Raw genomic sequence first — 24,196 nt, 5'->3', positions numbered from 1 at the left:
AAAATAGAATGAGTGAAGTACAAATTTTAGCAAGCGTACAGCAATTTATCACCCGTCAACATGGACATTTCATCCATGGTCAGTGCACAGATGCCGAGTCTTCTGAACGTGTAGCGTTGGTCAATCCTGCTACAGAGCAGGTGATTGCAACAATTGCAGTTGCGACAGAGCATGAGGTTGATCAAGCTGTACAAAGTGCCCACGATGCTTTTCATCATGCTTGGGCAGATACCTCACCTTATGAGCGTGGACAAAAGCTCAATAAGTTAGCGGATTTGGTTGAGCAACATGCAGAGGAGTTGGCGCAGTTAGAAACACTCACGACAGGTAAATTGATTAATTTATCTAGACATTTAGAAGTCGCTCAAACAGTCGTCTTCTTAAGATACTTTGCCGGTTGGGCCACCAAAATTCATGGACAAACCATGCAGCCCTCTATTCCTTCAATGCAGGGAGAAAAATATACGGCATATACCATGCGACAACCGATAGGTGTAGTTGCTGGAATTGTGCCGTGGAATTTTTCATTAATGATTGGCTGTTGGAAAATTGGTGCAGCATTGACCACAGGTTGTACCATTGTATTAAAGCCGAGTGAATTCACGACGCTTTCATTATTACGTTTAGCCGAATTAGCCATCGAAGCAGGAATTCCTGCTGGTGTAATTAATGTCGTTACTGGAACAGGTCAAACTGGGCAATACTTGATTGATTCTAAGTATATTAAAAAAGTCTCGTTCACGGGTTCTGTGCCAACAGGCATTGCCATTGGGCAACAAGCAATGAAAAATGATTTAACTCGGGTGAGTTTAGAGCTTGGTGGAAAAAATGCAGCTGCAATTTTAGCAGATGCAAATATTGATGAGATATTACCCACTTTGCTCCAAGCGACTTTTGTACATCAAGGCCAAGTCTGTGCTGCTCCTGAACGTTTCTTTATTCATCAGTCTAAATATGACGAGTTTATTGAAAAGCTTACAGGTGCGATTCAACAATTTAAAATTGGTTCACCTTTGGATGAATCAACGATGTTTGGACCACTTTCAAACAAAGCCCATTTCGATAAGGTCAAACAGTATTTGCAGATGGCACAAAACAATGATCAAGTGATTAGTGGTGGGAAAGTTTTAGCTGGCATCGGTTATTTTGTAGAGCCAACATTGTTAAAAGTAACAGGTGTTGATGATCCCTTATTTATCGAGGAAACATTTGGTCCAGTGGTCGATGTTATTGCATTTGAAAGTGATGAAGAATTGATAACGATGATGAATCATTCACGCTTTGGTTTAACAGCAAGTGTTTGGAGCAATGATTTAGCCAAAGCCTTACGTCTTATTCCACAAATTGAAGCAGGTTCAGTCTGGGTTAATATGCATACATTTCTTGATCCTGCTGTGCCATTTGGTGGAGTAAAGGCATCAGGTCAAGGGCGTGAATTTTCAGATGCGTTTATTGAGGACTACACCGAATTAAAGTCTGTGATGATCCGTTATTAAAACGAAGAAGACTGAAACTGAACCAAGAGTATGGGGTCGGTTTCAGTTTCTATTTTTTTTATTTAGGCACAGTTTTTAATAAAGCCTCGATCTCTTCACTACTTCTCGCTCCCGTGATTCGCTGGCCATCGGCTAAAAATAAAGTAGGTGTACTTGTAATTTTAAGTTGTTTGCCAAGTTTTATATTTTGAGCAAGAACCTCAGTGTTACATGCGGTAGTTGTTGCTGGTAACTGTTTTCTTAACATGTAGTTTTCCCATGCAGCTGCACGGTCAGGAGCACACCAAATTTGTTTGGCAGTTTGTTCAGCATTGGGATGCAATTCTTTGATAGGGTAAGGAAAGATATATAGGGTGAGGTTATTGAGCTGGCTCAATTCTTGTTCAAGTTTCTGACAGAATGGGCAGTCAGGATCACTCAATATATATAGGTGTCGTGAACCATTGCCTTTAACAATTTTAATGGCTTGGTTTAGAGGTAGCTTTTGAATATCAATCTTTGAGAGTTGTTGTAGACGTTGTTCAGTGAGATTTTTTTGTTGTTTGAAGTCGAATAAGTGGCTGACAAAGAAATATTGAGCTGCTGTGTCCGTATAAACAAGCCGATCATCCACACCGATTTCATAAATACCTGAAAGTGGTGTTGATTCAATATGATTAATTTGTAGATCAGGGAAATTTTTTGCTAAGTTTTTTTCAAGTAAATGGCGTTCAGTAGATTTGATCTGTGGTTTTATACTCGATGTATTTAAGTTGCTTTGATAATCTTTTTGAGCAAATGCTGGATTGAGCAGACTAAGGTGTAACGTTAGGACAGTGATTACTGGAAGCAATATTTTCATTTTCGCGCTCAGATCCTTTGTAAAGACGTGAATAATTTAAAGTTCGTTTAACAAAGGTCGTATGCTAATTTTTGGATTTAAACATCAACATGACTGAAAAATTACATTTTTGTTATTTTTCTAAAAATACTTACTTTATCTTTATGATAGGCAAGTATTGAGATGAGCTGTGGTGTTATTCAATGAGAATATTACTGGTCGAAGATGAGTTAAAAACAGGAAATTATTTAAAGCAGGGCTTAAGCGAAGCTGGTTTTACTGTCGATTTGGCTACGGATGGTTGGTTAGGGCTAGAATTGGCAATGAATGAAGATTATGAGTTAATGATTCTTGATGTAATGTTGCCCCATATGAATGGCTGGGAAATTTTAAAGCGGGTTCGTATTTATGGTAAAACCAATCCAGTATTATTTTTAACAGCACGTGATCAAGTTGAAGATCGAGTGAAGGGTTTCGATTTGGGCGCAGATGATTATCTGATTAAGCCCTTTGCCTTTGCTGAACTATTAGCGCGGATTAAAAATCTATTACGTCGTACACAGCAACGTGAAGATCACACGATTCGCATTGCAGATATTGAATTAGATTTGCGTAAACGACGCGTAACACGAGCTGGGCAGAAGATCGATTTAACAGCAAAAGAATTTGCGCTTATGGAATTATTTATGCGCCGCCAAGGTGAAATTTTACCGCGCTCACTAATTGCCTCTTTGGTTTGGGATATGAACTTTGAAAGTGATACCAACGTTGTTGAAGTCGCAATTAAACGTTTACGCAATAAGATTGATGATCCGCATAAACCTAAACTCATCCAAAATGTCCGTGGCATGGGTTATGTGTTGGAGTTAACTGAAGAAGCGGCTGAGTTCATCCACCCAGTTGAAGATTAAAGCAATGTTAAGATCGTTATATGATTCACTCAGTTTTCGAATCACTTTTATCTTTGCGATTATTTCTGTATGTACCCTGCTTGTTATGGGAGCAGTAATTCATCATTTGGTACTTGAACATTTTGATCAACAAGATAAAAAAGTACTCGATGGTAAGGTTGAGTTAATTCAACATTTATTAGAAAGCCAGCAGTTTAGTGATCAGCAGTTTCATGCTGCCTTACAGCAGACCATGATTGGTCATGATGAATTAATGGTCATGGTACAGCGTGAAAATCAGCAGTTTTTATTTAATAGCTTTGCACATCTAGATGCTGGTCGGCCAATAAAAGTGTTAAACCAAAATTGGTTTGAATGGGAGATTACCGATCGAACTTATCGTGGTTATGTAATTAACAAACCATTTGTACGTAATATGGGCCAAGAAACATTTTTAATTACTGTCGCGATTGATAATACCGCGCACCATTTATTTATGCTGCAGTTTAGTCGACAACTCAAAATCATTGGTTTATTGGGGATGCTTGGCTTAGTGATTTTCGCTTGGCTCGCAGTTAGACGTGGTTTAAATCCGATTGTTAAAATGAGCCATGTGGTGAAAGGTATAACGGCACAAAATCTGACACAGCGCTTAGATCTCGACCATATTCCTATAGAGCTAAAATCTTTAGCAACTGAGTTTAATCAGATGTTAACTCGACTAGAAAAAGCACTGGATAAACTCTCAAATTTTTCCTCAGATCTAGCCCATGAAATTCGTACTCCCATTAATGTATTGATGACACAAACTCAAGTTTGTTTATCTCAGACACGTCCAATTCATGATTATCAAGAAGTACTATTTTCTAATTTAGAAGAGTTTGAGCGTCTTGCGAAAATGACTGCGGATCTTTTATTTCTGGCTAAAGCAGAACACCAGTTGGAGTTAATTGATCGAGCGCCTATTGATCTACAGCATGAGATGGCGAATTTGCTTGATTATTATGATGCCTTGGCGAGCGAAAAGGGTATGCAATTACTGCATCACGGCGAAGCAACGATTAGCGGTGATGTACAAATGTTGCGTAGGGCGCTGAGTAATCTCATTGCCAATGCCATACAGTATGGTCTAGCGAATACACCGATACGAATTGATTATCAGCAAAGTGCCAAACAGGTGGTTTTAAACATTGAGAATCAAGCGGAAACGTTAACATCGGCGCAGCTCGACAATCTATTTGATCGCTTTTATCGTGCTGATATATCAAGACAGAAAACTATAGAAGGCACAGGCTTAGGTCTAGCGATTACTCAGTCAATATTAGAGTTACATCAAGCCAAAATAGAGGTGCAAAGCCAAGAGGGTTGGGTACGATTTAGCTTGGTCTTTCCTGTGGATTAATCCGTCACTTTATTGACTCGATTTAAATGACCAGAATATCATTTTCAAGTCATTAGGCTGTCGAGAGCGGTTTGAAATACTCAGACAAAGTTTGGTATTTCCTTCTGACTCGGAGTTTATGAGCATGTTTAATTTACAGCGGCCATTGCAATTCAGCACATCGCTTTTTATTGGTTTATCTTTATTTACGGTTTCAAGCTATAGCGTGGCACATAGCCGTCTGATTCAATCAGTACCCGCAGTTGAATCGAAGCTCGCAAAATCACCCAGCCATTTACAGCTTGTATTTGCGGATCCTGTAATTTTGGCAGGTCTACAATTATATCGTCAGCAACAACAGATGACTTTGCCGTTTAAAGTAAGCCCGAGTTTAAATCGCAAATTTCAAATTGCCATGCCTGCATTAAGCCAAGGTCTGTATACCGTAAAGTGGAAAACACTTGGTGCAGATGGACACGCCATGAATGGTACTTATACCTTCACCATCCAGTGATTCGATTAAGCAGATTTATTCTAATTGAGTGATTGTATAAAACAACAATGCAGGATGAAGTATGGCAATTGAATGGTGGAGTTTTTTAATTTGGTTCAATAAAGTGATTTTCTATCTGGCTACAGTTTCGGCTGTAGGGGGATTATGGATGTTGTATTTTCTCGATTGGCTGAAAGTCATGTCGAGGATGCTTGAGCGTTATATTGCGATTGCAGCATTCGCTGGAGGAATTTCATCATTATTGTTATTTTTTCTTCAGGTGGGTTACTTGGCTGATCAGGGGGTAATGGGCATGTTTGATCCATTATTTCTTAGTTTATTGATGACAACAGTTGCTGCAAAAGCTCAATTATTCATTGCCCTCTGTTTTAGCCTGTTATTTATTCAACACAAGTTTAGGTCTCAAGCCCGATTAGCAGGCTTATCATTGCAGGCATTGATTCCGTCAGGTGTATTTTTAATACTGATTTTACTGGCCTATGCTCAGCTTGGACATAGTGCGGAGTATGCTTGGTGGGTTCAAGCGATCTTGGTCTTGCATCTCTTGGCTGTATCTCTATGGATGGGGGCTTTATTTCCACTGTGGAAACTTACTCAATTGGCTGAGCTTTCTGAGCTTAAAATCAGTGCAGCATTTTTTGGGAAAGTGGCCCTATATATTGTGATTGGCCTGGTACTTTGTGGTGCAGCATTACTGTATATATTGCTCAAAAACTGGGAGGCATTGGTTCATACCTTATATGGCAATGTGCTTATGTTTAAATTGGCCTGGGTATCTGTGCTCTTGGCATTGGCAGCAATCAATAAATTATTTTTAACACCGCGGCTTGATCAAGAAGCGATGCGGCTTAAATTAAGATGGGCAATTGTTTTAGAGATGTATTTAGGGCTGAGTATATTGATGCTTACGGCTTATTTAAGCACGATCGTTGGTCTGACTTAAAGTGTGTGTAGAAATGATTTATGCAAAAGGGGGTGAAGTTGAATCAGGCAGAGTGATCAGTATGGATGACAATAATGTCATTTTGCTGACCGTTTAAAATCATTTTCATTGCTTAAAATCATTTTATTCGTCTGCCTGTTATAAACCGAAAAATGAGGATAAGCATCATGCGCCCCAGCTTAGTTACGCTCAGTTCAATTGGATTTTCTCTATTGATTTTCTCAAGCCCTGTTAAAGCACAGTTTATCGAGGGGAGGGATTATGTTCGTACAGCTGTTGTTGGCAAAACAGTTGATCCGAAGAAAATAGAAGTAAGAGAATTCTTTTGGTACGGCTGTGGTTATTGTTATCGCTTAGAGCCACATATGCAGGCTTGGCTTAAAAAAATGCCTGCTGATGTGGTATTTGCACGTACACCAGCTCCGATTAATCCTGTGTGGGAATCTAATGCACGTGGTTATTATGTCGCTGAAGCATTAGGTATTCGACAAAAAACTCATTTGGCTTTATTTCATGAGATCCATGTGAAAGGCGATAAAATCTTTGATCAAGCCAGCCAAGCCAAGTTTTTTACCCGTTATGGTGTTACAGAGGCAGATTTTAATAAACACTTTCAATCCTTTGCAGTGAGTTCCAAAGTTGCTGAAGCCAAGCAATTGACTATGCAATATAAATTACAAGGTGTACCTGCTGTAGTGGTCAATGGCAAATATATCGTCAATGGTGCTGATGCTAAAGTCACTCAGGTGGTTGATTACTTGGTGGAGAAAGAACGTCAGGCCCTAAAGAACTGATGATGCTAAACGCTTTAAATACAATAGCCCTGATTTAAAGTTCAGGGCTATCATTATTTTGAATGGCTTTTATGAAAAAGCAGATGATTTTATCGGGTTATGCTGTATTTTTTGTTCGGGTATCGGGCAGTAAAACTGTCATAAGGCCGAGTAATGGCAAAAATGAGCACAGATGATAAACCCAATGTATACCGTAAAGATCGGCAAGATGTCCTAGACCTGCTGCACCGATTCCACTGATACCAAACATTAAACCGAACATCACACCAGAGATCATACCAACACGACCAGGCATAGCTTCTTGGGCATACACAACCAGTGCAGAAAAGGCAGAGGAGATAATTAATCCCACCATCATCACTAACACCGCTGTCCAAGCTAAATTGGCATAAGGGAGCATTAAGGCAAAAGGTATAGCGCCAAGGAATGAAACCCAAATGACAGCCTTACGTCCAATACGATCACCCACAGGTCCACCGACAAAAGTACCTAACGCTACAGCACCTAAAAATGCAAATAGATAAAGTTGTGAGCTTTGAATCGAGAGCTGGAAACGCTCGATTAAATAGAATGTAAAGTAATTACTAATCGCTGCAATATAAATGAACTTGGCAAAGAGCAAGATACACACCACGATCATGGCACGAGTGATTTGCTTGCGACTTAAGCTTGAAACACTACGTTTGCTATTTGCAGCAAGTAGAGCAGAGGCATTTGTAATACGCCATTGTGTTACACGCAGTAAGACCCATACAGCCAAGACGGCGATTAAAATAAACCAAGCAAAGGCGTGTTGTCCGTTGGGAATCAAAATCGCTGCTGCCAATAGAGGTCCTATGGCTGACCCCGTGTTTCCCCCGACTTGGAATAATGATTGTGCTGTACCGTAACGACCACCGGACGCTAAACGGGCAATACGAGAGGCTTCAGGGTGAAATGTCGATGAACCTACACCAATAAATGCCGCGGCAAGCAGCAACATTGAAAAATTACCTGCGATGGCCATGAGACCTATGCCTAGTAGGGTAACCACCATACCCACAGGGAGCAAATAGGGTTTAGGGTGTTTGTCAGTATATAGACCAATCCATGGTTGTAATAATGATGCGGTAAGTTGATAGACCAAAGCAATCCAGCCAATTTGAGTAAAGCTCAAAGTAAATGCCGATTTGAGCATGGGATAACTGGCGGTAATGATGGCTTGGATCGAGTCATTGAGTAAATGGGCAAAAGCAATTGCTCCTACAATATGCAGGACAAACTTTTGCGGTGGATTGCTTGAAAGATCACTAGAATGAGGGGGCGATTGATTGATAATACTGGTATCGCTAGACATGACTTCTTCCCAAGAATGAAGTGCTTTAAGCCTTCAATTCTATTTCCATTTGAGTAGGGTTGCGGTTTCAGGAGTACTATCCTAGACTATCAAATTTCGACCCACAATCATTATCGGGTCAAATACTATCGAATTTGAGCCATTTTTTGGAGTGGCAATGCGCAATGTTCAAATCAATGATTATGAAGATGTTTCACGTAATGTAATGGCCACAGGCAATGATTATCCTGATGGATTTATGTTGGCAAAACATCGTCATCTACGTGGTCAGTGCCTATATGCAATTACAGGTGTATTAACCGTAACAACAGATACAGGGAGTTGGGTCGTGCCACCGCATCGGGCTTTATGGGTACCTAGTGGTGTTGAACATGAAGTACATATGGATGGTGTGACAAAAACACGGAATGCTTATATTTTGCCTGCTGCAGCACGTGCGGCAGGTTTGCCAGATTATTGTACTGTGATTGCTGTATCGCCGTTACTGCATGAGTTGCTCTCGACTGCGGTAGATCTACCTGCCGAATATCCATTAGGTGGGCATAATGAACATTTAATGCAATTGGTTATTGCAGAGATCGCTTTAATGCCTCATTTACCGCTGAATGCCCCATTACCACAAGACATACGTCTGCTAAAACTGTGTCATGAACTATTACAACAGCCAAGTTTGGAGGCCAATTTAGATCTGGTCGCTAAACAGGTGGGAATGAGTCGTCGTAATTTTACCCGTTTATTTCGTAAGGAAACGGGTATGAGTTTTGGTCAGTGGCGTCAACAAGCTTGTTTGCTTTCAGCACTAACACGGTTAGGTTTGGGTGAGTCAGTGACACAGATTGCCACTGAGTTGGGATATAGCAGTCCGAGTGCATTTACGATGTCTTTTCGTCGCGCTTTGGGAGCATCACCCAGCCAGTATATTGATCATAAATAACAGGTCTTGATTTGTCTTTGAACAAGTGACCTCTCATCGCATTGTTGAGTAAGGTCACTTGGACATCGGAATATTTCAGTGAATCAACCCAAGCTCTACAGTACATTTGGTTTAAGTTCAGGGTCTTGGTCTGGTATGGAAACAAGTATACTTCGATAAAAATCATCAATATATTGAACCATTTGATTAAGCCCAGGCTGTTCAAGTGGGTAGTGTCCCGCCTGTTCAAGTATGACCGTTTTTACAGGAACTTGAGTGATACGGTTAAGAAAAGGAGTACTTAGTGCCAGAGGTGTCCAACGGTCCTGTGCCGGTTGAGTGAGTAAGATTGGACAAATTGTAAAATTTTCAGGAGAAATCTCGGGACGATAATGCAGATAAGAATCTAAAAACTGAATTGAAACACTATTACCCGCCGAACTTTTATCTTTTAAGAAAACCTGTAAAGCTTCCTTGTTATTCACTAAGCTATTCATTTTACTCACCCAGCGCATCGGAACTTTGATATGTTGCAATGGTGTTTTCGCAGCCAGATGATTGACTGGCATAGCAACACGACTCATTAACCCATTACGTGCCACTTGGTCACGCACGTCTTGATCATGGGTATCTAAAAAAGTCATTCCCACAATCGCTTTGACTTTTCTGTTTTTCGCTGCGACATGATAGCTCAGCATGCCGCCTGCACTGAGTCCGTAGAGCACGATTGGACGCTGGTCTTTGGCGAGTTCAGCATCAATTAAATCACTGCCAATGTCTACCCAGTTATCATAAGTGATCTGTGCACCTTGTTTAACTTGAGTTAAACCATAACCGGGCAAATCAATCGCGATGGTTTCATAACCACGCAGAGCTAAAGGATGAGCGAGTAACATCGACATTTGTCGACCATTGGTTCCAACGCCATGAAACAATATGACTTTGATCTTGGCCTGAGGATTAGGATAACGATCGAGATGAACTTGATGATCTTGCCAACTCCACCATTCTTCCTGTGGAAGGTGATCTGCTGGGATTTGCCATTCAACGGGAAAGAATTGTTGAATTTTTTGCCAAGCCTGTTGCTGTTGATAGCTTGGTCGTGGGTCATTGTTAGGCTGCTGCTGAGCATGCAGCATGCTACTAAAAAAAAGGCTCAGTGTGGTGAGGGTTGAACTGAGTAATGAAAGTGAAAAATTCTTGACTTTATTGAACATAATTTATCCTGTTTTTATTGTGTTGACCCATATGCCATATAAATCATGACCTAATAAAGGGGTGTTTGTTCAGGGGATCGTGCAGATTTTATATTGATGAGTAAACTTAAAGCGTATCGTTGTAGCGACCTAGGCTACAACAGGGGATTTGTTGGTATTCGATAATTAAAGCTGCAAAATATTTAATCCAGATATTCAGCTAATCATGTTCTATTAAGCTTTGCACGGAGCGCAAACAAATGAATATGTATATAAAACAATTTTATTTGCTTCGCTTGAGATAGCACTATGATGTCTACCTAGGAGTCGGTATCATGGGCAACACCAATACAATGGAAATCGTAGATTTGATTGACAGCAAAGAATTTCGTAGAGCTTTGGGGAATTTTGCCACAGGTGTAACCGTCATGACTGCACAAAATAGTCAGGGCGAACGTGTTGGCATGACTGCAAACAGTTTTAACTCTGTCTCTTTAGATCCTGCTTTGATCTTGTGGAGTATTGATAAAAACTCAGCGAGTTATCGTATCTTTGCTGAAGCTAGTCATTTTGCGGTTAATGTGCTCTCTGCGGCTCAGATTCAATTGTCCAATCATTTTGCTCGTCGTAGTGAAGATAAATTTGCAGGTATTCTGTTTGAAGCAGGATATGGACAGGCGCCAATACTTGCTCATTGTTCTGCGACTTTTGAATGTGAAAAATATGCGGTACATGATGGTGGTGATCATTGGATTATTTTAGGTCAAGTTCTACGTTTCTCAGATCATGGTCGTGCACCTTTGCTTTATCACCAAGGGGCATATTCTGCTGTTATGCCACATCCAAGTTTGAATCAACGAAGTTTAACGACTGAACCAGAACGTGTAAGCTCAAATACAGGTCGTTTACAGCACAATATTTATTATTTGCTGACTCAGGCAGTACGTGCTTATCAAAATGACTATTTACCTTTGCAATTATCAAGTGGTTTTCGGACTAGCGAAGCACGCTTATTGATGATTTTATTTGATAAAACAACACTAACTTTGGCTGAAATCGTGACTGAGGCGGCAATGCCGATTCATGAAGTTGAGCCAGCCAGTACGATTTTAATGGAGCAGGGGCTATTAAAAGTTGAGCAAGAGGCTTATACCCTGACTGAGCAAGGGCAAGATGCTGCACATCTGTTACTTACACTGGCGGAGCAACACCAAAATCAAGTTTTTGCTCAATATAATGCCGATGAACGTGATGCATTCAAGCGTATTTTGCAAGATTTAATGGCGATTTAATTTAAAAAGACAGTGCAATGTTTTAGCTTATTGCACTGTCATATTGAATATTCAGGTATAGCCGTTAAAAGTTTAACTGACTGTATTTTTTGTGGGTCGATAAACCAAGTAGACACCAGCTAAAATTGCACAGATCCCCACATAATCAAAACCAGATAAAGATGAGCTAAAAATAATATAGTCCAAAATTAGGGTAACAACAGGTACGAGGTAAAATAATGAGGTGACATTTACAACATTACCAGATTGTAGCAAATAATAAAATAATAGCTGGGCAACAACAGAAATGACTAAACCTAGCCAAATTGTCGGCATCCAGAAACCAAAATTCATATCGAAATTAAACCCTTGTAATGGAATGACAAGAGCGAAGCCGATCAGTGCAATGGAGTATTGCAGTGGCATGATTTGCACAGGATTCTCTTTAATTTTACGTTGCATGATTGCACCAATGGTGATGGCGACCAGACAAATTAAAGCAAAGGTGATCGATAAAAGAGAAAGTTGTTTAACGAACAGACTGGTATAGACCAAACAAATAATACCGAGAAAGCTCAATAACAAACCGAATAATTTGATTTTGGAAAAATGCTTTTCAGTAATAAAGAAGGTCAGAATTGGCTGTAATGCGAGTATTGTTGCTAGTAACCCCGGTGAAATGCCATATTGCAAAGCAAAAAAGTAAAACAGGGAGTAACAGCCAATAAGCAGAAATCCAGTTAAAGCCACATAACGCCAAGAGGTATTTTGTGGAAAAAAATGCTGTTTTTTATAAATACAAAAGGCAATTAAGGCAATAATCGCAATTAAATAACGAAAAATTAAAAGCGGTACAACCTCACCATGTTCTAATCCCCATTTACTAAATATCGCGGCACTTCCCCAGAGGCCGACAAAGCTAACCGTACTCAGTCGATTGGCAAGTTGAGTATTCATGTAAGCACATAGATCAAAAAATGAGAACTTACTGTAACGGAACTTTATAAATAAATACAAGCACTCTTATGATGATTCCAAGATGAAAAATGACACAAGAGTGCATGAGAAACACATCAATTAAGATTGTGTCATTTCGAGTGTGAGTTGCTCAATCAATGCTGCACAGTCAAGGTTGCGGATTTGTGCAACATTACTGCCTGCCCAAAATGCACCATAGCCATGGTCGCCGTGTTTACTGGCGACTGCATGTAATTGTTTAGCTATATCATAGGCATAAGGATATGCAGCGACTTTTATACGTGTTGGTTGGTCAATCTCTTTGTGCCAGTGCTGTAATAATGCACGCGCAGGTCGGCCTGAAATACTTGGGCTAATTTGTGTCGTGCGTTGTTCAAACAAAGCTTGGCGATACTTTGGATGAGCATTGGAACTTTGAGCGGGCAAAAATGCTGTACCCATTTGCACTGCAGAAGCGCCTAAATCCAACATAAAACGAATCTGTTGTCCATTCATAATGCCTCCTGCGGCAACAATTGGACGTGTACAATGTGCTTTGATAAGTCGGACTAAATCCGCTGTCATAATTGCTGCATCGATCTCAGGATTAAAACAACCCCGATGTCCACCAGCCTCTACACCTTGTGCATTAATTATATCTATACCAGCATTTTCAATGAGTTGTGCCTCGACTAGATTAGTCGCACTCACCATAGTTAAGATCCCTGCATGTTTGAGGGCTTGAATCTGGTGCGGATGTGGTAAGCCAAAATGGAAGCTGACAAGTGCTGGCCGTGTCTCCAAGACTAAATTTAAAAAGTCATCATTGTCGAGAAAGCTTGGATAAATACAGTTCAACTGTGTTGGGGGAGTGGCTGAGAATTTCTCAAATGCAGGTTTAAGTCGTGCAATCCAGTTTTGCTCGATCACTGGGTCAGCAGCTACGCTTTGGTGACAGAAAAAATTAAGATGTAAAGGTACAGTAGAGAGTTGTTGAGTCGCTAAAATTTGCTCGCGTGCACTACTTAGACTACTTGCACCTAAACCCAGTGAACCCAGTGCGCCTTGTTCAGAAACTTCAGCTGCCAGTGCTGGTGTGCTTATACCAGCCATTGGAGCTAGGAAAATAGGATGTTTAAGTTGAAGTTGCTGTAGCAGATCCATAAGTCTTCAGCCTTGATACTGTAATGGCCATAACTTAGCTTATGCAACTTTAAACATGCAAATTATAATCACTATTTCTTTTTTGAATTGCATGTTTAAAGTGAGGTGAGCAGTGCGCTCGTTTAGGGAGTTATGCTATTTTTTCTTTGGGTAAATTGAGTCAACATAACTTTGAAATTGCTGCACAGCTTGGGGCTGATCTGAGCGTTTTAAATACGCCAACACAGCATCTAAATATGCTTCGCTCGGTTGTAATTCAAAGCCTATTTTTTTGCTTAATTGTGCATAATGCTGTTTAACCAAATCAGGATTTTGAGTAACAGCTTTAATGTTGACTTGCATGCCTTCAAAGAGATAACGCAAGCCATCGAGATTGCCTTTCATGGTTACAGAGCCATGATTTTCATCTTCATAACGGCTATATTTATAATTTAAATTTTTTAAGTTTTGGCCCGAGAGATACTGGTTAAATTTTTGAATGCCACTGTCATGATCATCGAGGCCATTTTGACTGGTACTGACACCTGCTTGTGTAAGGAACAATTGTTTATTTTGCATATCCTTATTTTTTGCTTTTTGAAATGCTTTTAGCATCACTTCTTTGTCCCACCAAATGCTTGGATCATGTACGAGATAAGCTTGCATGCTTTTTTGGCCATTTAACATATGGTTAAGTGCTGTAATACCACCAAAGGAATGACCAATCATTAGATTGAAACCATTACTACGATATTTTTTTTCAATATCGGGCATAAGTTCTGTTTCTAAAAATTTAAAGAAAGCCGCATTTCCACCAGTCTGACCATCAACCTTTCGGCCTGATGGATCATTGGCTTGTTGTATGGTCGGAGTTAAGTCTCTAGAACGGTCTGTGTTAACAATACCAACAACAATCATTTCTGGGATTGAAGGATAAGGCGCCTTCGAAAGCTTATCGACAACTGCAGTGAGGTAATTAAAATTACTTTCACTATCTAACAGATAGATAACTGGGTAACTTTGATTTGGGTATTTTTTATAACTCTGAGGAAGATAGATCTGAATTTCTCGTTGTTCTTTTAAAACGCTAGACGAGAGATTGTAACTTTCTCCAATTTGTATGCTGTTATGAGCAAAAACCTGAGTTGAGGTTTGGGCAAGGCAGAAGCACAGTGTTAGGGAAAGAAAGGCCTTCTTGAGCATAAAATACCTGTTGTAGCAAAAAAGAGTAAACAACAGATCGATCATTGTGACTCTAAGCAAAGCATATTTGCGTTGAGATAATGACGATCGTAAATGAGATACAGCTTTTGTAAGTGTAATACAATTTTAGTTAAATGATAATCATTATCCAATGGAAATATTTTAAAAATCAGTGCCGTTGAATTTTTAATGTATAAGCAGAGTTTTTATTTTTAGAGAATCAACGTCTTTTGCCAGAATATTACTCAATGAAGTGGGGAAGTCGTTTGTCACTTGGTTCAAATGATCCCCAATCCACCTTGTTATATGAATAATCCACTTTAATGTGACTGTACTGTATAAGGAATTTCTTAAACGGGGATATTAAATAATGAACCAATCCAAGTTGCAAAGCCCATTGCTAAGATGCCCCAAAGTGTCACCCTAAAACTGCCTTTGAGCATCGAAGTCCCAGCAAAATGGCTAGAGACAGCGCCTAAAATTGCTAAAGATAAAATACCGACGATCATCACTACCCACGATACATAGGCATCAGGACTAACTAAAATTGCAAACATTGGGAACAGTGCACCTAGAGTAAAAGCTAAAGCAGATGAACCTGCTGCTTGTACTGGGTTTGCTGAAGTCGCTTCATGAATGCCTATTTCATCACGAGCATGTGCTTCGAGTGCATCTTTAGCTGTTAATTGAATCGCAACTTCATGGGCTAAGTCAGGCTCTAGTCCACGTTGAATATAAATTTGTGTGAGTTCTTTAAGTTCGTACTGAGGATTACGTTTGAGTTCACGTGCTTCCATAGCTAAATCTGCTTCCTCAATATCAGATTGTGATTTAACTGAAATATATTCTCCAGCAGCCATAGAGCTGGCACCTGAAATTAAACCTGCAACACAACTAATGAAGAGTACTTCGGTACTTGCACCACTGGCTGCCATGCCCATGACTAAACTGGTGACTGAGATAATCCCGTCATTGGCACCTAATACAGCAGCACGTAACCAACCCGCGCGGTGGATATAATGATGTTCATGATGATGCGGTTGCATATTTTATCCAATAGGAAGCGGCAAAGGAGTAATTAATTTAACGTAATTGATCATGTATATTCAATCTATAAATATATTTTAAATAAATTAATTTAATTATTTTTTAAATAGAGGTGTTGAGTAAAAATCATTATTATTTATTAATGTTGATTTCGATTAAGTACAATAGTTTTCTTTTTACAGGTTATTTTGGTAATAATGTTGATAGTTATTATTATTTTAAATGCCTATCATGCACTTAACTACTTGTGAAAATTTTTAGAAAAATTTAAATGCAGTTTACGGATTTAACTAAATGCACTAAAAGTAGTCTAAATTTTAATATTTTTAATAAAAACAATTATATATAATTTTGTTGTTAAATAAGTATATTGGGTTTTTAAGTTGTAAGTAATCGATGAGCTATTTGGGTATATATAATTTTTAATATCTAGGGTGGCAGTTTTATACTTGATTTAAATTTTAGTTAAATACGTTGCTTTAAATAAAGTTTCACTAAGTTTTGTATTGTTAAAATTATTCTTCTGAGAATTATTATAATTTAAATTAATTTTATAAATGAGTTGGATGATTTTTATTTTATGATTAATTTAATAAAATGCCCCAAGAAAAAATCCTTGGGGCATATGTGGGGCTTTACTTAAAGTAGATTAAACATCGCTTGAGCGAATTAAATAATCAAATGCGGAAAGGGCAGCTTTTGCACCGTCACCTGCGGCAATGATGATTTGTTTATAAGGTACAGTAGTACAGTCACCTGCAGCAAATACACCTTTAACATTGGTTTCATTACGGTCATTGACCACGATTTCACCGCGATTTGACAATTCAACAGAGCCTTTAAGGAAGTCTGTATTTGGTAATAAACCAATTTGTACAAAGATCCCTGCGAGTTCGATGGTGTGTAATTGCTCAGTACCACGATCTTTATACACCAATGCAGTCACTTGACTACCATCACCCACAACTTCAGTTGAAAGTGCATTTAAGATCACTTGAGTGTTTGGTAAGCTATTTAATTTGTTTTGCAGTACTTGGTCAGCACGTAACTTAGTATCAAATTCGATTAAAGTTACATGTTCAACAATACCCGCTAAATCAATTGCTGCTTCAACACCTGAGTTACCACCACCAATTACAGCAACACGTTTACCTTTAAACAATGGGCCATCACAGTGTGGGCAGTATGCAACACCGCGAGTTTTATACTCTTTCTCACCAGGTACATTCATTTCTCTCCAACGTGCACCTGTTGAAAGCACCACTGTTTTAGATTGGAGTTTAGCACCATTTTCAAGTTCAACTTCAACCATGCCTGTTGCTGATTGATCAGCACCGACGAGGCTTTTGACTTTTTGTAAGTTCATGATGTCAACATCGTATTGACGAACATGTGCTTCAAAATCAGCAGCAAATGTTGGACCTTGGGTTTTTTGTACTGATGTAAAGTTTTCGATGTCCATCGTATCCATGACTTGCCCACCAAAGCGTTCAGATACGATGCCTGTACGAATTCCTTTACGAGCTGCATACATTGCTGTAGTTGCTCCTGCAGGTCCACCACCAATGACCAACACATCAAATGCTTCCTTCGCATTAAGACGCTCTGCATCTTTACTTGCAGAATCACTATCAAGTTGTGCAACAATTTCTTCCAGTGTCATACGACCCTGACCGATATGTTGATCATCTTTGAATAGCATAGGTACAGCCATGATTTTGCGTTGCTCAACTTCGTCTTGGAAGAAGGCACCATCAATCATTGTTGCTGTTGCATTCGGGTTGTGGATGGCAATCAAGTTAAGTGCTTGTACTACATCAGGACAGTTGTGACAGCTTAAGGAAACAAATACATCAAAATCAGCACTGACGTTGAGGCCTTTGATTTGCTCCAAAACTTCGTCAGACACTTTAGCTGCATACCCTGAAACTTGTAATAAAGCTAAGATCAGAGAGGTAAACTCATGTCCCATCGGTAAACCAGCAAAGAACACACGGGGTTGTTCACCTACTTTTGCAATACCGAAACTTGGGGTGCGTTTGTGTTGACCATCAAAACGTGCGCTGACTTGGTCTGAGAGTTCAGCAATCTCAGTAACGAGTTCTTTTACTTGTGCAGATTTATCAGAGTCGTCTAACGCAGCAATAATTTCGATTGGGCTTTCAAGACGTTCTAAATAGCTTTTTAGTTGCGCTTTAATATTTTGATCTAACATTGACGATCTCCAGATATTCAGTTGTTTTGTGACATTGATTAAATGATAGGTGATTTAACCCAATAGGTAAAACAGTTTGTTTTCATAAGTTCAATCGGTTTTTGAAATCATGAATAAATTCGCTTTGTGTCTAATACTTATTACAATAATTTAAGTATATTGAAGGTTGAACAAAAAATGCCGTCTACACAGCTTAAAAGTGGAATTTATCGACATTATAAGGGACAACTTTATCAAGTTTTTTCTGTAGCTAGACATAGTGAAACCCAGGAATATCATGTGGTGTATCAATGTTTATATGGTGACTATTCAATATGGATCCGCCCATTATCGATGTTTATCGAAACTGTGCAACTTGAGGATGGTCGAAGCGTTGCGCGTTTTCAATTGGAGCAACAAAATTAATCTTATTTGAACTTGGAATATTTAAACTGTTTTTGAATATGTGTGAATCAAAAAGCTGCAATCAAATTCTAGGGAATACATTGTCATGAGTTTAAGTACAAGTTTTATAGACCGAATTGGTGTTTTGTATCGGAGTTTTATGCAACACGATGCAGGACAAACTGATCGTATTAAGCGTTATCGCAATATTGAACCTGACTCGGCCTATTATATTGCGATGATGATTCGTATTCAGCAATCAAAAAAAATCTTAGAAATAGGGACTTCTACTGGATATTCTACTTTATGGATGGCCGATGCCGCTTTAGTCACAGGTGCTCAGATAACCACCATAGAGATTGAGCCAAGCCGTAGCGCACAAGCTCAGGGTTATGCCAAAGAATTGGATCTAGCACAGTGTATCGAGTTTTGGATCGGTGATGCGCAGGAGTTCTTACAACAAGATCAGCAGCATTATGACCTGATTTTACTCGATGCAGAACGTGATGCTTATGTAAGCTATTGGCCAGATCTTCAGCGTTTACTCAATCCTAAAGGTGGAGTTCTTATTGTTGATAATGTGATTTCACATGCTGCAGAAGTGAAAGGTTTTATCAGCAAGGTAAAGCAAGATTCACGTTTTATGTGTAATACCATTGCATTTGGTGCAGGCTTGTTTATCGTGACTTATAAGTCTTAATTTTTTAAATTGTGCATAAAAAAACCGCGTCAGTTACAACAACGACGCGGTTTTTTTAAAAATCAAATTCGCTTAAGTGCGACTTAGATTTTACCTACTAGATCGATAGATGGAGCTAAAGTTGCTTCACCTTCTTTCCATTTAGCTGGGCAAACTTCACCTGGGTGAGCGTGAACGTATTGAGCAGCTTTAACTTTACGAAGAAGTTCAGAAGCATCACGGCCTACACCACCAGCGTTGATTTCAACGATTTGGATTTTACCTTCTGGGTCTACAACGAAAGTACCACGATCAGCAAGACCAGCAGCTTCGATGAGAACTTCGAAGTTTTTAGCTAAAGTCCAAGTTGGATCGCCAAGCATTGGGTATTGGATTTTTTTGATTTCGTCAGAAGAATCGTGCCAAGCTTTGTGAGTGAAGTGTGTATCTGTAGAAACAGAGTAGATTTCAACGCCTAATTTTTGGAATTCTGCATAGTTGTCTGCTAAGTCGCCAAGTTCAGTTGGGCAAACAAAAGTAAAGTCAGCAGGATAGAAGAAGAATACACTCCATTTGCCTTTAAGATCAGCTTCAGTCACTTCAACAAATTGACCGTTGTGATAGGCTTGTGCGTTAAATGGTTTAACTTCGGTATTAATTAAGCTCATCATTATCTCCAAGAGTGAGTTTGTAGTTTGGTATGCAGTGAGAATAAGACATCTTTCTTAATTGGGGAAATAGTATTTTTTCATCGCATAAATCGGAAAAACAAATTTTACTGTGATTTATATCAATTATGAAACCGTGATTTCAATACAGCTGACAAACCAAAGCTATTCTTGCCAGAACACTGTGTTATTTTCATGACAGCATGGACTGTACAAGTTTCTATAGCCTTACCAATATGAAGCTTCTTTACGAAAATTCAAGAGAGTAAGAAATAAAAAGCCTGAAAAATTGTATTGTAATTCAAGTTTTTCAATGTAAAGAGTCGATTACAGTAGAAGTAATTTGAGTTAACTAGAGATTGCAAAGAGTTGTTTGCAGAGCAGGCAAAGAGGGTGATGAGCATTAATTTTCAACGTAATTTCAGTTATACTCGCTGCGCACCTATGATGAGACCTCAAATATGATTGCTAAACCATCGTTATATAAGGATTTAGATCCAAAATTAAAAACGTGGTTATATGCATCAGGTTCTTTAACACAACAGTTGACTGAACTCGCTGGCGGTATTTTTAAGGTCGTACCGACAAGACAGTATTTTGAAAAAATGAGTCAGGTGGATAGTCGATGGATGAAAATGCCAGCACACCACATTGCTTGGGTGCGAGAAAGTTTACTTTACGGTTGTGAGCAGCAAGCTTGGGTACAAGCAAAAAGTATATTTCCCATCATGAGCTTACAAGGTCGTGCTCGATTATTTCAGCATATAGGTGATCAGCCTATTGGGCGTTATTTATTTGATCGTCATCGGCCACTTTGTCAACGACGTGTGCTTAAATTGGATGCAGGTTGGACAAGGCAGAGTTGTTATACTTGGCATGGTTGCCGATTTATCGTCCAAGAAACCTTTTTATCTACTTTTGAAGATTATCTTACGCAGTCAGCAAATTAACAGTGCTTGGTTTGAATAGGGGCAATGAAGGAAGAGTATGAGCATGAGCAATTCGATCTCTTGGCAGCAACGTTTAGAGGCTTATTATTATCTTTGTCGCTTTGATAAGCCAATTGGATCTGAATTGGTATTTTGGCCAACCATGTGGGCGATGTGGATCGCTAATAAAGGCATTCCTGATTTTAAAGTGCTTTTTATTATGTTCTTAGGCGTAATGTTTATGCGCGCTGCAGGTTGTGCAATCAATGACTTTGCTGACCGTAAAGTTGATGCTCACGTGGCACGAACTAAAGATCGTCCTTTAGCGACGGGTGTGATTAGTGGTAAAGAAGCCGTTACTGTTTTTTTAGTCTTGGTGCTTGCAAGCGCTTGTTTGCTATTCTTTTTGCCCATTGAAAGTTTTTATTGGTCTTTTGGTGCTTTAATTCTGGCTTTTATTTATCCATTTATGAAGCGCTATACCCATTTACCACAGTTGTTTTTAGGTGCTGCTTTTTCATGGTCAATTCCAATGGGCTATGCAGCAGTAGGTGTGACACCGGATTTAACTTGCTGGCTACTTTACTTTGGTAACTTAGCTTGGACAGTGGCTTATGACACTCAATATGCGATTACTGACAGAGAATATGATTTAAAAATTGGTGTAAAGTCCACTGCAATTTTATTTGGTCGTTTTGATCTAGCTACGATTTCTCTACTACAAGCAAGTAGTGTGTTGTTGATTGGTACGGCTTTATATCTTGAAAACTTACTTGTACCATTTGGGGTATTGGCCTTAATTGCCGTCATTATTGATTTTATTTATCAGTATAAACAAACACATGATCGAGATCCTCTGCGCTGTTTTAAAATGTTTTTACATAATCGCTGGGTTGGGATGATGATTTTTATTGGTATATTTTTATCTCTAATTTAACTTGTATTGCAGCTAAAAGTTAAAATTTATTGAACAATTAAATAAAAGTAAAGTGAATTCAGCACTTTACTTTTTTTGTTTCTGTACTTGGTTTTATTGAGTTTTTTACAAAAAAAATGTAAATGTGACTGATCAGTATTTTTTAGAAAAAATATCTAGTCAGTCTGTTTAATTTGTGTTTAATTACAGCTATTCACGTTAAATGTGGATAGGGAATAGGTAAAAGGGACATACCGATGAATAGCATTTTTAAAAAAACATTAATCGCAGTAAGTTGTAGTGCAGCACTATTTTTAACTGCATGTAATAGTGATGATAAAGACGACTTTAATCCAGTTGTAACAGAGAAAACTTTTCTTTCTGAAACTGACTATCGCGTCGACAATTCATTAGATCAGATTGCCAATGTTAAGATCATGAAATATAACATGCAAAATGTTCAAGGCAAGACAACTCCAACTGCTGCTCTGATGCTTTTTCCAAAGACTGCACAGCCTAAGGATGGTTGGCGGGTTGTGGTTTGGGAACATGGAACTTTAGGTGTTTCTGATGCATGTGCGCCAACAACAAATAATTTAGGGGTAAGATTTAAAGATCCGTTAGCTAAAAGTTTACTTGAAGCGGGCTACGTGATTGTTGCACCGGACTATGAGGGCTTAGGCGAGCGAGGCATTCATCCATATTTACACTTAGAGAGTGAAGCAAAATCTGCGATTGCTGCAGTCAAAGCAGCACAGGATCATTATGGTACAAAGCTGAATAAACAATGGATGTCGGTAGGACAGTCTCAAGGTGGTCAGGCTTCATTGGGTACAGCAGAATTTGCTAATAATGATGTTAACTATAAAGGTGCTGTTGCAGGAGCGCCAGCCTCTAATCTTGATAAGATTATTTTTGACGTTGCACCTACTGCTTTGAATGAAGCTGAGGAGAAAGAGCTGTCAGCTGGTTTAACACCTGAGAAAAGGATAAATGGATCTATTGGGGCTTATTCAACTTTACTTTCCTACGCAGCCTTTGCAGCAGTTGGAGTGAAAGCATCAGAACCTCGCTTTGATTATCGTGCGATCTTTAAAGATCCACGTTCGGGTGACATTGCTGCATTGGCTGAGGGGACAACGGGTGAGAATGGTCTTTGCTTAGACAGTAAAAATCCTGAGGCTCATCCAGAGGATAGCTTACGTTATCACTTTACGCAGGATATCGTAAAATTCTTAAAAGATAACCCGAGTAAAAAATTGATGGACTATCCTGGGCTAGATAAAGACAAGTTTTATGAAAGTCCTGAAATTTTAGCATTCATTAAAGCGAGTCAACCGGGAACCAAGAAGATTGATAAACCTATCATGATTATCCAAGGTACTAAGGATATGAGTGTGCCTTATCCTGTGACTGAAGCAATGTATAAATCAATGAAAGCTATGGGAACAAATGTTGAGTTTGTTCCTGTAGTTGGAGCAAGCCATACCGCAGCAATCGTTGAAAAAAATACTGAGCTTGTTGTATTTATCAAAAAACATATGCCAGCACAGTAATGACATCATGATTGTTTATTAAGAAAAAGGAGCTTTGGCTCCTTTTTCTTGGACCGTACAATGAGCTTAAGTTGGTGTGTTTTAGAAAAGATCTAAAGTTTGACTGCAATGGTATTTAGAAAAATATCTAGTCAGTCTGTTTAATTTGTGTTTAATTACAGATAGTCACGTTAAATGTGGATAGGGAATAGGTAAAAGGGATATGCCGATGAATAGCATTTTAAAAAAAACATTAATCGCAGTAAGTTGTAGTGCAGCACTATTTTTAAGCGCATGTAATAGTGATGATAAAGACGACTATAATCCAATAGTTTATCAGAACTACGTTTCTGAAAAGACATATAACAAAGACAGTATAGACGGGGCTTTACCTGTATCTGTCATGACTTATAAAATGCCGAATGTGCAAGGTAAGCAAGCAAATGCAACGGCTATGGTAATGTTCCCCAAAATAGCCAAGCCAAAAGATGGTTGGCGAATTGTGGTCTGGGAACATGGAACGGTTGGTGTTGGTGATTCATGCGCACCAAGTAATAATGCATATAATCCTCGTTTTAAAAAAATGGCTGAAAGTTTATTGGCACAAGGTTTTGTTGTTGTTGCTCCAGACTATGAGGGATTGGGAACTTCAGGTATTCATCCATATTTGAATTTAGGTAGTGAAGCAAATTCAGCTATTTACGCAGTAAAAGCAGTAAAAGAACGCTATGGTAAAGATATTCAAGGTTCATGGATGTCTGTAGGTCAGTCACAAGGTGGGCATGGCTCATTAGGTACAGCTGAATATGCCAACGATGACAGTAGCTATAAAGGGGCAGTTGCTGGGGCTCCAGCTTCTAGTTTAGGTTTTATTATTACTGAAGTTGCACCTGTAGCAATTAATGATCTTGTTCAAGCAGGTAGAGTTGAACAAGCTACTGATGTCTATGCTGAGCTACTCGCTTA

The 24,196-nt window shown here is 39.0% G+C and carries 23 protein-coding genes; 14 read left to right on the top strand and 9 right to left on the bottom strand.

Annotated elements, in window-relative coordinates; all coding sequences use genetic code 11:
* The first annotated feature begins 8 nt into the window (after nucleotides 1-8).
* Complete coding sequence (locus tag Aru01_RS11380) at nucleotides 9-1,496, top strand: aldehyde dehydrogenase family protein (RefSeq protein ID WP_016656982.1); 1,488 nt, start codon at nucleotides 9-11, stop codon at nucleotides 1,494-1,496.
* Nucleotides 1,497-1,554: 58 nt separating this feature from the next.
* Here Aru01_RS11380 and Aru01_RS11375 read toward each other — a convergent pair whose 3' ends face one another.
* Nucleotides 1,555-2,337, bottom strand: coding sequence for a DsbC family protein (locus Aru01_RS11375; protein WP_016656981.1), 783 nt, complete (start codon nucleotides 2,335-2,337; stop codon nucleotides 1,555-1,557).
* Between the two features lie 182 nt (nucleotides 2,338-2,519).
* Between Aru01_RS11375 and Aru01_RS11370 the strand changes: the two genes are divergently transcribed.
* The 5 genes from Aru01_RS11370 (at nucleotide 2,520) to Aru01_RS11350 (ending at nucleotide 6,838) form a co-directional block, all read left to right on the top strand.
* A complete protein-coding gene (locus tag Aru01_RS11370) occupies nucleotides 2,520-3,227 on the top strand; it encodes a heavy metal response regulator transcription factor (protein ID WP_016656980.1) in 708 nt (235 codons plus the stop codon).
* 4 nt (nucleotides 3,228-3,231) lie between these two features.
* Complete coding sequence (locus Aru01_RS11365) at nucleotides 3,232-4,608, top strand: heavy metal sensor histidine kinase (RefSeq protein ID WP_040331355.1); 1,377 nt, start codon at nucleotides 3,232-3,234, stop codon at nucleotides 4,606-4,608.
* Between the two features lie 124 nt (nucleotides 4,609-4,732).
* Nucleotides 4,733-5,101 carry a copper resistance CopC family protein gene (locus Aru01_RS11360; protein WP_016656978.1) on the top strand — a complete coding sequence of 123 codons (369 nt, stop codon included), beginning with the start codon at nucleotides 4,733-4,735 and terminating at the stop codon, nucleotides 5,099-5,101.
* Nucleotides 5,102-5,162: 61 nt separating this feature from the next.
* Nucleotides 5,163-6,044, top strand: a complete 882-nt coding sequence (locus Aru01_RS11355) for a CopD family protein (protein ID WP_016656977.1) — start codon at nucleotides 5,163-5,165, stop codon at nucleotides 6,042-6,044.
* A 167-nt stretch (nucleotides 6,045-6,211) separates the two neighbouring features.
* Entirely contained in the window at nucleotides 6,212-6,838 is a 627-nt protein-coding gene (locus Aru01_RS11350; protein WP_016656976.1) for a thiol:disulfide interchange protein DsbA/DsbL, read from the top strand.
* Between the two features lie 97 nt (nucleotides 6,839-6,935).
* On the opposite strand, the gene Aru01_RS11345 is transcribed toward Aru01_RS11350, so the two are convergent.
* Nucleotides 6,936-8,174 (bottom strand): MFS transporter, encoded by a 1,239-nt coding sequence (locus Aru01_RS11345; protein ID WP_016656975.1) that lies wholly within the window; start codon nucleotides 8,172-8,174, stop codon nucleotides 6,936-6,938.
* 157 nt (nucleotides 8,175-8,331) lie between these two features.
* Here Aru01_RS11345 and Aru01_RS11340 point away from each other — a divergent pair, with 157 nt between their 5' ends.
* Nucleotides 8,332-9,108: an AraC family transcriptional regulator gene (locus Aru01_RS11340; protein ID WP_016656974.1), complete on the top strand. Its 777-nt coding sequence runs from the start codon at nucleotides 8,332-8,334 to the stop codon at nucleotides 9,106-9,108.
* A gap of 95 nt (nucleotides 9,109-9,203) precedes the next feature.
* Here Aru01_RS11340 and Aru01_RS11335 read toward each other — a convergent pair whose 3' ends face one another.
* Nucleotides 9,204-10,226, bottom strand: coding sequence for an alpha/beta hydrolase (locus Aru01_RS11335; protein ID WP_042111378.1), 1,023 nt, complete (start codon nucleotides 10,224-10,226; stop codon nucleotides 9,204-9,206).
* A 392-nt stretch (nucleotides 10,227-10,618) separates the two neighbouring features.
* Here Aru01_RS11335 and Aru01_RS11330 point away from each other — a divergent pair, with 392 nt between their 5' ends.
* Entirely contained in the window at nucleotides 10,619-11,575 is a 957-nt protein-coding gene (locus tag Aru01_RS11330; RefSeq protein WP_016656972.1) for a p-hydroxyphenylacetate 3-hydroxylase reductase component, read from the top strand.
* Between the two features lie 72 nt (nucleotides 11,576-11,647).
* On the opposite strand, the gene Aru01_RS11325 is transcribed toward Aru01_RS11330, so the two are convergent.
* From Aru01_RS11325 to ahpF, 5 genes are all read right to left on the bottom strand, one after another.
* A complete protein-coding gene (locus tag Aru01_RS11325; RefSeq protein ID WP_016656971.1) occupies nucleotides 11,648-12,511 on the bottom strand; it encodes a DMT family transporter in 864 nt (287 codons plus the stop codon).
* A gap of 120 nt (nucleotides 12,512-12,631) precedes the next feature.
* Entirely contained in the window at nucleotides 12,632-13,675 is a 1,044-nt protein-coding gene (locus Aru01_RS11320) for an NAD(P)H-dependent flavin oxidoreductase (RefSeq protein WP_016656970.1), read from the bottom strand.
* A 135-nt stretch (nucleotides 13,676-13,810) separates the two neighbouring features.
* A complete protein-coding gene (locus Aru01_RS11315; RefSeq protein ID WP_016656969.1) occupies nucleotides 13,811-14,857 on the bottom strand; it encodes an alpha/beta hydrolase in 1,047 nt (348 codons plus the stop codon).
* 350 nt (nucleotides 14,858-15,207) lie between these two features.
* A complete protein-coding gene (locus Aru01_RS11310; protein WP_016656968.1) occupies nucleotides 15,208-15,903 on the bottom strand; it encodes a VIT1/CCC1 transporter family protein in 696 nt (231 codons plus the stop codon).
* Between the two features lie 650 nt (nucleotides 15,904-16,553).
* The gene (gene ahpF, locus Aru01_RS11305; RefSeq protein ID WP_016656967.1) at nucleotides 16,554-18,119 is read right to left on the bottom strand and encodes an alkyl hydroperoxide reductase subunit F; all 1,566 of its coding nucleotides are present in this window, start codon (nucleotides 18,117-18,119) and stop codon (nucleotides 16,554-16,556) included.
* Nucleotides 18,120-18,296: 177 nt separating this feature from the next.
* Between ahpF and Aru01_RS11300 the strand changes: the two genes are divergently transcribed.
* A complete protein-coding gene (locus Aru01_RS11300; RefSeq protein ID WP_016656966.1) occupies nucleotides 18,297-18,524 on the top strand; it encodes a DUF1653 domain-containing protein in 228 nt (75 codons plus the stop codon).
* A gap of 85 nt (nucleotides 18,525-18,609) precedes the next feature.
* Nucleotides 18,610-19,203: an O-methyltransferase gene (locus Aru01_RS11295; RefSeq protein ID WP_016656965.1), complete on the top strand. Its 594-nt coding sequence runs from the start codon at nucleotides 18,610-18,612 to the stop codon at nucleotides 19,201-19,203.
* 83 nt (nucleotides 19,204-19,286) lie between these two features.
* Here the strand turns inward: Aru01_RS11295 and ahpC are convergent, their stop codons facing one another.
* A complete protein-coding gene (gene ahpC / locus Aru01_RS11290; RefSeq protein WP_016656964.1) occupies nucleotides 19,287-19,850 on the bottom strand; it encodes an alkyl hydroperoxide reductase subunit C in 564 nt (187 codons plus the stop codon).
* A 461-nt stretch (nucleotides 19,851-20,311) separates the two neighbouring features.
* On the opposite strand from ahpC, the gene Aru01_RS11285 reads away from it, so the two are divergent.
* From Aru01_RS11285 to Aru01_RS11270, 4 genes are all read left to right on the top strand, one after another.
* Entirely contained in the window at nucleotides 20,312-20,800 is a 489-nt protein-coding gene (locus Aru01_RS11285; protein ID WP_016656963.1) for a chorismate--pyruvate lyase family protein, read from the top strand.
* Nucleotides 20,801-20,837: 37 nt separating this feature from the next.
* Nucleotides 20,838-21,716 (top strand): 4-hydroxybenzoate octaprenyltransferase, encoded by an 879-nt coding sequence (ubiA, locus tag Aru01_RS11280; protein ID WP_016656962.1) that lies wholly within the window; start codon nucleotides 20,838-20,840, stop codon nucleotides 21,714-21,716.
* A 236-nt stretch (nucleotides 21,717-21,952) separates the two neighbouring features.
* Complete coding sequence (locus Aru01_RS11275; RefSeq protein ID WP_016656961.1) at nucleotides 21,953-23,251, top strand: alpha/beta hydrolase family protein; 1,299 nt, start codon at nucleotides 21,953-21,955, stop codon at nucleotides 23,249-23,251.
* A 208-nt stretch (nucleotides 23,252-23,459) separates the two neighbouring features.
* Nucleotides 23,460-24,196: alpha/beta hydrolase family protein (locus tag Aru01_RS11270; protein WP_042111374.1), on the top strand; the 737-nt coding region annotated here is incomplete at its 3' end.

Origin of the sequence: Acinetobacter rudis (genome assembly GCF_000829675.1) — a bacterium.
In the GTDB taxonomy this organism is placed as follows: Bacteria; Pseudomonadota; Gammaproteobacteria; order Pseudomonadales; family Moraxellaceae; genus Acinetobacter; species Acinetobacter rudis.
Note: the sequence above shows the minus strand (reverse complement) of the source record. Positions and strands in the feature narration are given on the sequence as shown.

What these genes read in the sequence shown, in the direction of transcription:
- Aru01_RS11310 (WP_016656968.1), bottom strand. Translation starts at nt 15,903, where the DNA reads ATGCAACCGCATCATCATGAACATCATTATATCCACCGCGCGGGTTGG.
- Aru01_RS11315 (WP_016656969.1), bottom strand. Translation starts at nt 14,857, where the DNA reads ATGCTCAAGAAGGCCTTTCTTTCCCTAACACTGTGCTTCTGCCTTGCC.
- Aru01_RS11380 (WP_016656982.1), top strand. Translation starts at nt 9, where the DNA reads ATGAGTGAAGTACAAATTTTAGCAAGCGTACAGCAATTTATCACCCGT.
- ubiA (WP_016656962.1), top strand. Translation starts at nt 20,838, where the DNA reads ATGAGCATGAGCAATTCGATCTCTTGGCAGCAACGTTTAGAGGCTTAT.
- Aru01_RS11345 (WP_016656975.1), bottom strand. Translation starts at nt 8,174, where the DNA reads ATGTCTAGCGATACCAGTATTATCAATCAATCGCCCCCTCATTCTAGT.
- Aru01_RS11285 (WP_016656963.1), top strand. Translation starts at nt 20,312, where the DNA reads ATGATTGCTAAACCATCGTTATATAAGGATTTAGATCCAAAATTAAAA.
- Aru01_RS11370 (WP_016656980.1), top strand. Translation starts at nt 2,520, where the DNA reads ATGAGAATATTACTGGTCGAAGATGAGTTAAAAACAGGAAATTATTTA.
- Aru01_RS11275 (WP_016656961.1), top strand. Translation starts at nt 21,953, where the DNA reads ATGAATAGCATTTTTAAAAAAACATTAATCGCAGTAAGTTGTAGTGCA.
- Aru01_RS11355 (WP_016656977.1), top strand. Translation starts at nt 5,163, where the DNA reads ATGGCAATTGAATGGTGGAGTTTTTTAATTTGGTTCAATAAAGTGATT.
- Aru01_RS11375 (WP_016656981.1), bottom strand. Translation starts at nt 2,337, where the DNA reads ATGAAAATATTGCTTCCAGTAATCACTGTCCTAACGTTACACCTTAGT.
- Aru01_RS11320 (WP_016656970.1), bottom strand. Translation starts at nt 13,675, where the DNA reads ATGGATCTGCTACAGCAACTTCAACTTAAACATCCTATTTTCCTAGCT.
- Aru01_RS11350 (WP_016656976.1), top strand. Translation starts at nt 6,212, where the DNA reads ATGCGCCCCAGCTTAGTTACGCTCAGTTCAATTGGATTTTCTCTATTG.
- Aru01_RS11330 (WP_016656972.1), top strand. Translation starts at nt 10,619, where the DNA reads ATGGGCAACACCAATACAATGGAAATCGTAGATTTGATTGACAGCAAA.
- Aru01_RS11335 (WP_042111378.1), bottom strand. Translation starts at nt 10,226, where the DNA reads ATGCTGCATGCTCAGCAGCAGCCTAACAATGACCCACGACCAAGCTAT.
- Aru01_RS11340 (WP_016656974.1), top strand. Translation starts at nt 8,332, where the DNA reads ATGCGCAATGTTCAAATCAATGATTATGAAGATGTTTCACGTAATGTA.
- ahpC (WP_016656964.1), bottom strand. Translation starts at nt 19,850, where the DNA reads ATGAGCTTAATTAATACCGAAGTTAAACCATTTAACGCACAAGCCTAT.
- Aru01_RS11300 (WP_016656966.1), top strand. Translation starts at nt 18,297, where the DNA reads ATGCCGTCTACACAGCTTAAAAGTGGAATTTATCGACATTATAAGGGA.
- Aru01_RS11365 (WP_040331355.1), top strand. Translation starts at nt 3,232, where the DNA reads ATGTTAAGATCGTTATATGATTCACTCAGTTTTCGAATCACTTTTATC.
- Aru01_RS11325 (WP_016656971.1), bottom strand. Translation starts at nt 12,511, where the DNA reads ATGAATACTCAACTTGCCAATCGACTGAGTACGGTTAGCTTTGTCGGC.
- ahpF (WP_016656967.1), bottom strand. Translation starts at nt 18,119, where the DNA reads ATGTTAGATCAAAATATTAAAGCGCAACTAAAAAGCTATTTAGAACGT.
- Aru01_RS11295 (WP_016656965.1), top strand. Translation starts at nt 18,610, where the DNA reads ATGAGTTTAAGTACAAGTTTTATAGACCGAATTGGTGTTTTGTATCGG.
- Aru01_RS11360 (WP_016656978.1), top strand. Translation starts at nt 4,733, where the DNA reads ATGTTTAATTTACAGCGGCCATTGCAATTCAGCACATCGCTTTTTATT.